This is a genomic window from Mesorhizobium sp. M5C.F.Ca.IN.020.29.1.1 (genome assembly GCF_003997375.1).
In the GTDB taxonomy this organism is placed as follows: domain Bacteria; phylum Pseudomonadota; class Alphaproteobacteria; order Rhizobiales; family Rhizobiaceae; genus Mesorhizobium; species Mesorhizobium wenxiniae.
Window position 1 is genome coordinate 1 of the sequence record NZ_RZSW01000612.1, and the last position, 3370, is coordinate 3370.

Below are 3370 nucleotides of genomic sequence, written 5' to 3' on the forward strand. Positions count from 1 at the left end.
CCCTTGCACGCGCTGGTCGGATTTCTCACCGGCCTGGCGATGATCCAGTTCGAATTAGCCGATTTAAGCAGCTACAACAGCGGCTTTGCCATTGCCTCGGCCGTTGCGCTTGCCGGCATTGTCGCGGCAATCGTGCTGGGCGGACGCGACAGCAGGGGCTTGCGCTGGGTTGCCTATGCCGGCTTCGCCTTCGAACTCGCCATCATCTATGTGGTGATGTTGCAGTCGATGCTCGACACGGCAGGCTTCTTCCTGGCGGCAGCTGTGCTTCTCGGCATCCTTGCCTTTGTCATCCTCCGCGTGGAAAAGCGCATGAGGGCCCCGAGCGTGGAAGGAGCGGCATGATGACCGGTATACGGCTGATCATTTCGGCGGTGGTGCTGGCGCTCATCCAGATCGGCTTCCTGAGCTGGATCATCGCTGGTCGGGCGGCGATCCTGCGCGACGGCAGGCAAGTGCTGCTTAGGGTCGAACCGATCGATCCGCGCGATCTGCTGCGCGGCGACTTCATTCGCCTTGGCTACGATATTTCGCGCATACCGGTGAAGCTGATCGCCAACATTCCAGCCGGCAAGCTCACGAGCGACGACACGCCAATCGTCGTCAGGCTGAAGCAGGGCGCCGACGGCTATTGGCAGGCGACGGCGGCCTGGTTCGGGCACGCGCCGGCGCCGGCAGCATCCGACGAAACCGATATCGTCGGGCATGTGTCCGCGGGGTGGGATCTCAGCGCAGCCACCACCATAGCGCCGGATTACGGCATTGAACGTTTCTACCTGCCGGAAGGCGAGGGAATAGCGATCCAGGACGATATGCGGGTGCGGCCGTTCGGCGTCCGCGTCGCAATCGCAGCCGATGGCGCCGCGCAGATCAAGGCGCTGATGGACGGCGACAAGACGCTGTTCGAGGAACCACTTTATTAGAATTGGCCCGGATTAGAATTGGGAAAGCGTGGCCGCTCGGACAGCATCAAACATGACAACTATCCTGACGACAAGAGAAGACATAAATCTCAGCTCTGTTTTCCGCGTCGCCTGGAAGAAAGACACGGTGCAAATCAGCGGCAAGGCTTTGCAGCGCATCGCAGAGAGTCGCGCGTCGTTCCTGCGTCTTATCGAAACCGACCCTGTGCCGGTCATCTATGGCGTAACCACCGCCATGGGAGAACTGGCGAGTAGGCGGCTCGAACTTGGCGAGCGGGATCGCCATGCGCGCATCAAGGCGTTCGCAGCCGCCACATCATTCGGCGAGCCTTTGCCAGATCGCGTGGTGAGGGCGATCGTGCTCGCCCGTCTGACGAATTTCCTCGAAGGAAATGCCGCGACTACACCGCGTATGGCGCTCGCCGTCGCCGCGATGCTGGACGGCGGACCCATGCCCATGGTGCCATCCTGCGGCCAGGGCGGCGCCGGTGAAATCCTCGCTCTTTATCCGCTCTTTGCAGAGCTTTCGACGCGCTTCGACCTGGAAATCAAGGAACGGGGATCCCTGATCAATGGCTCGCCCTGCGCTGCCGCACTCGTGGCCGATGCCGCCTTGGCGGCGCGCCGTCGCGTTCGCCTTGCCGAAAAGGTCTTTGCGCTTTCGATCGAAGCGTTTCGCGCGCCGCTCGAACATTACGATCCGGCGCTCGACGCGCTTTGGGGCGATGAACACGAAGCAGCGGCCCTGCGGGGATTGAGGGAGTTTCTTGCCAGTACCGGCACCGGGCGCCGCAATTATCAGGCGCCGGTCAGCTATCGCATCGTCCCTCGCATTCTGGGGCACGCGCATCGCGCGCTGGCATCGGCGGAGCGGGCGGCCACTGTGTCGCTCGCCTCGATATCAGACAACCCGGTCTACATACCGCCTGGCGACGGGCATCCGCTCGGGCGCTGCATCAGCACGGGCGGCTATCACAATGCCATGGCAACACCCTCCCTGGATGATCTGGCAGCGATATGGGCCGATATCTGCCTCTTATGCGACCGCCACGCCTCGAAGCTTTTGAACGGCAAGGTATCGCTCCTGCCCGATCTGCTTTTGACGGGGCGGGATTGGAGTGACAGCGATGGTCACGGCAATGTCGGCTATGTGCCGATGGCGATCACGGGCTATCTGGAGCAGGCTAAACTCGCGGCGCAGCGCACCTTCATCCCGGGAACCGAATCGGCCGGCGCCGGCCAGGACGATGTAGCGACGACGGTGTTCCTCGCCTGGACGAAGGAAGCACGCGCCGGCCGCTGCCTCTATGCCGCGATGGCGATGCTGGCTGTGATCGCCTCGCAGGCATTGCATGTCACCAAGCGCGTGGCTCCTCCGGCGCTTCAGTCGTTCGTCGCGGATATCAGAAGCATCGTGCCGCCAGTCGGCGGGGATCGCGTGCTGGGACCTGAACTTGCTAATTTGGCCGAATTGTTCACGGGCCAGGTCTTTGAGGAGTAAGCGGCCTGGAGTTTCACGATGCCCAAATGGCGGCTAAGACCAGAACGGGCCGAGGATGAACACGGCCATTAGGGCAACAAAAAGCACAGCGATGATCACGGCGCCCCACATGAAGACCTTTCCGGTGCCGCGTTTCTCTTCCTCGCGAGATAGGTCTTTCGCCATCGTACGGATCCTTTTGTGAAGGTCGATGACTTAGCAACGTGTTTTGCCGAGGCTGGTTCCCAGCAGTCATCTTGAGCAGGATCAGCTTTCGCAAGGGCCAATTGATGCTCTGCCGAACCGGTCGCACCTGGGAGAACGCGACGTTTCCAGGCCTTCTGGCGAAAAACTTGGTACGATGAAGGGACACGAACCCTACGCTTTCGGCGCTGGAAGCTTAATCCACTTTTCTAGGGGAGCAGTGGTGCGGGTAGAGGGACTCGAACCCCCACGTTCTCACGCCAGAACCTAAATCTGGTGCGTCTACCAATTCCGCCATACCCGCTGGCTTTGTGTCACCGTAACACGTCTATGTCACAAGCTGTGTCATAAGTTCAAGACTTAGATTTTCGAGGTTTTTCGTCCCCCGCGTGCCGTCTATGCCAGTCGCCTGGGCCATTCCCCTGTCGGTGGACCGTGGACTTCACGCCGCGCCACGCGTCGGCATCGCCTCGAACTGACGGATCATATTCAGGGTTTCTTGCAAAGCTGTCGGCCAAGATCAGCATCAGATGGTGCCATCGGCGGCCACGGCGCGGATCTCCCGTCCAAAGTAGGCGACGGCGGCGGGAACGAACTCATCGGCGGTCGGTCTTTTTGCCTGGAATGTATTCACAATTCTTTCAAATTGATTCGGAATTTTTTGCTACCCGTAAGTCACGATCGTAAACAAATTCCGGGTAAGCAAATTCAAAAACTCTCTGAGTTCGTTGTCGCCAAAGTAGCAGGCTATGAAACTGCTGCT

General features: G+C 60.2%; 4 protein-coding genes, 1 tRNA gene and 1 pseudogene. 4 read left to right on the forward strand and 2 right to left on the reverse strand.

From position 1 onward, the window contains the following. The 3 genes and pseudogenes from EOA85_RS30760 to EOA85_RS30770 all read left to right on the forward strand — a co-directional run. Window positions 1–345 (forward strand): annotated as a pseudogene (locus EOA85_RS30760) (DUF2157 domain-containing protein); the annotation flags it as partial. Then, entirely contained in the window at window positions 342–923 is a 582-nt protein-coding gene (locus EOA85_RS30765) for a GDYXXLXY domain-containing protein (RefSeq protein ID WP_127212243.1), read from the forward strand. The pseudogene EOA85_RS30760 and the gene EOA85_RS30765, both read left to right, overlap by 4 nt. A 52-nt stretch (window positions 924–975) precedes the next feature. Beyond that, entirely contained in the window at window positions 976–2424 is a 1449-nt protein-coding gene (locus EOA85_RS30770; RefSeq protein WP_127212244.1) for an aromatic amino acid lyase, read from the forward strand. 33 nt (window positions 2425–2457) lie between these two features. Here the strand turns inward: EOA85_RS30770 and EOA85_RS39995 are convergent, their stop codons facing one another. Together EOA85_RS39995 and EOA85_RS30775 are read right to left on the reverse strand one after the other, a co-directional pair. Continuing rightward, window positions 2458–2589, reverse strand: a complete 132-nt coding sequence (locus EOA85_RS39995) for a hypothetical protein (protein ID WP_280950420.1) — start codon at window positions 2587–2589, stop codon at window positions 2458–2460. A 239-nt stretch (window positions 2590–2828) separates the two neighbouring features. Continuing rightward, window positions 2829–2911: transfer RNA gene (locus tag EOA85_RS30775), tRNA-Leu, on the reverse strand. Between the two features lie 195 nt (window positions 2912–3106). Here EOA85_RS30775 and EOA85_RS38275 point away from each other — a divergent pair. After that, a partial coding sequence (locus EOA85_RS38275; protein ID WP_206523404.1) for a hypothetical protein occupies window positions 3107–3370 on the forward strand: 264 nt, incomplete at its 3' end.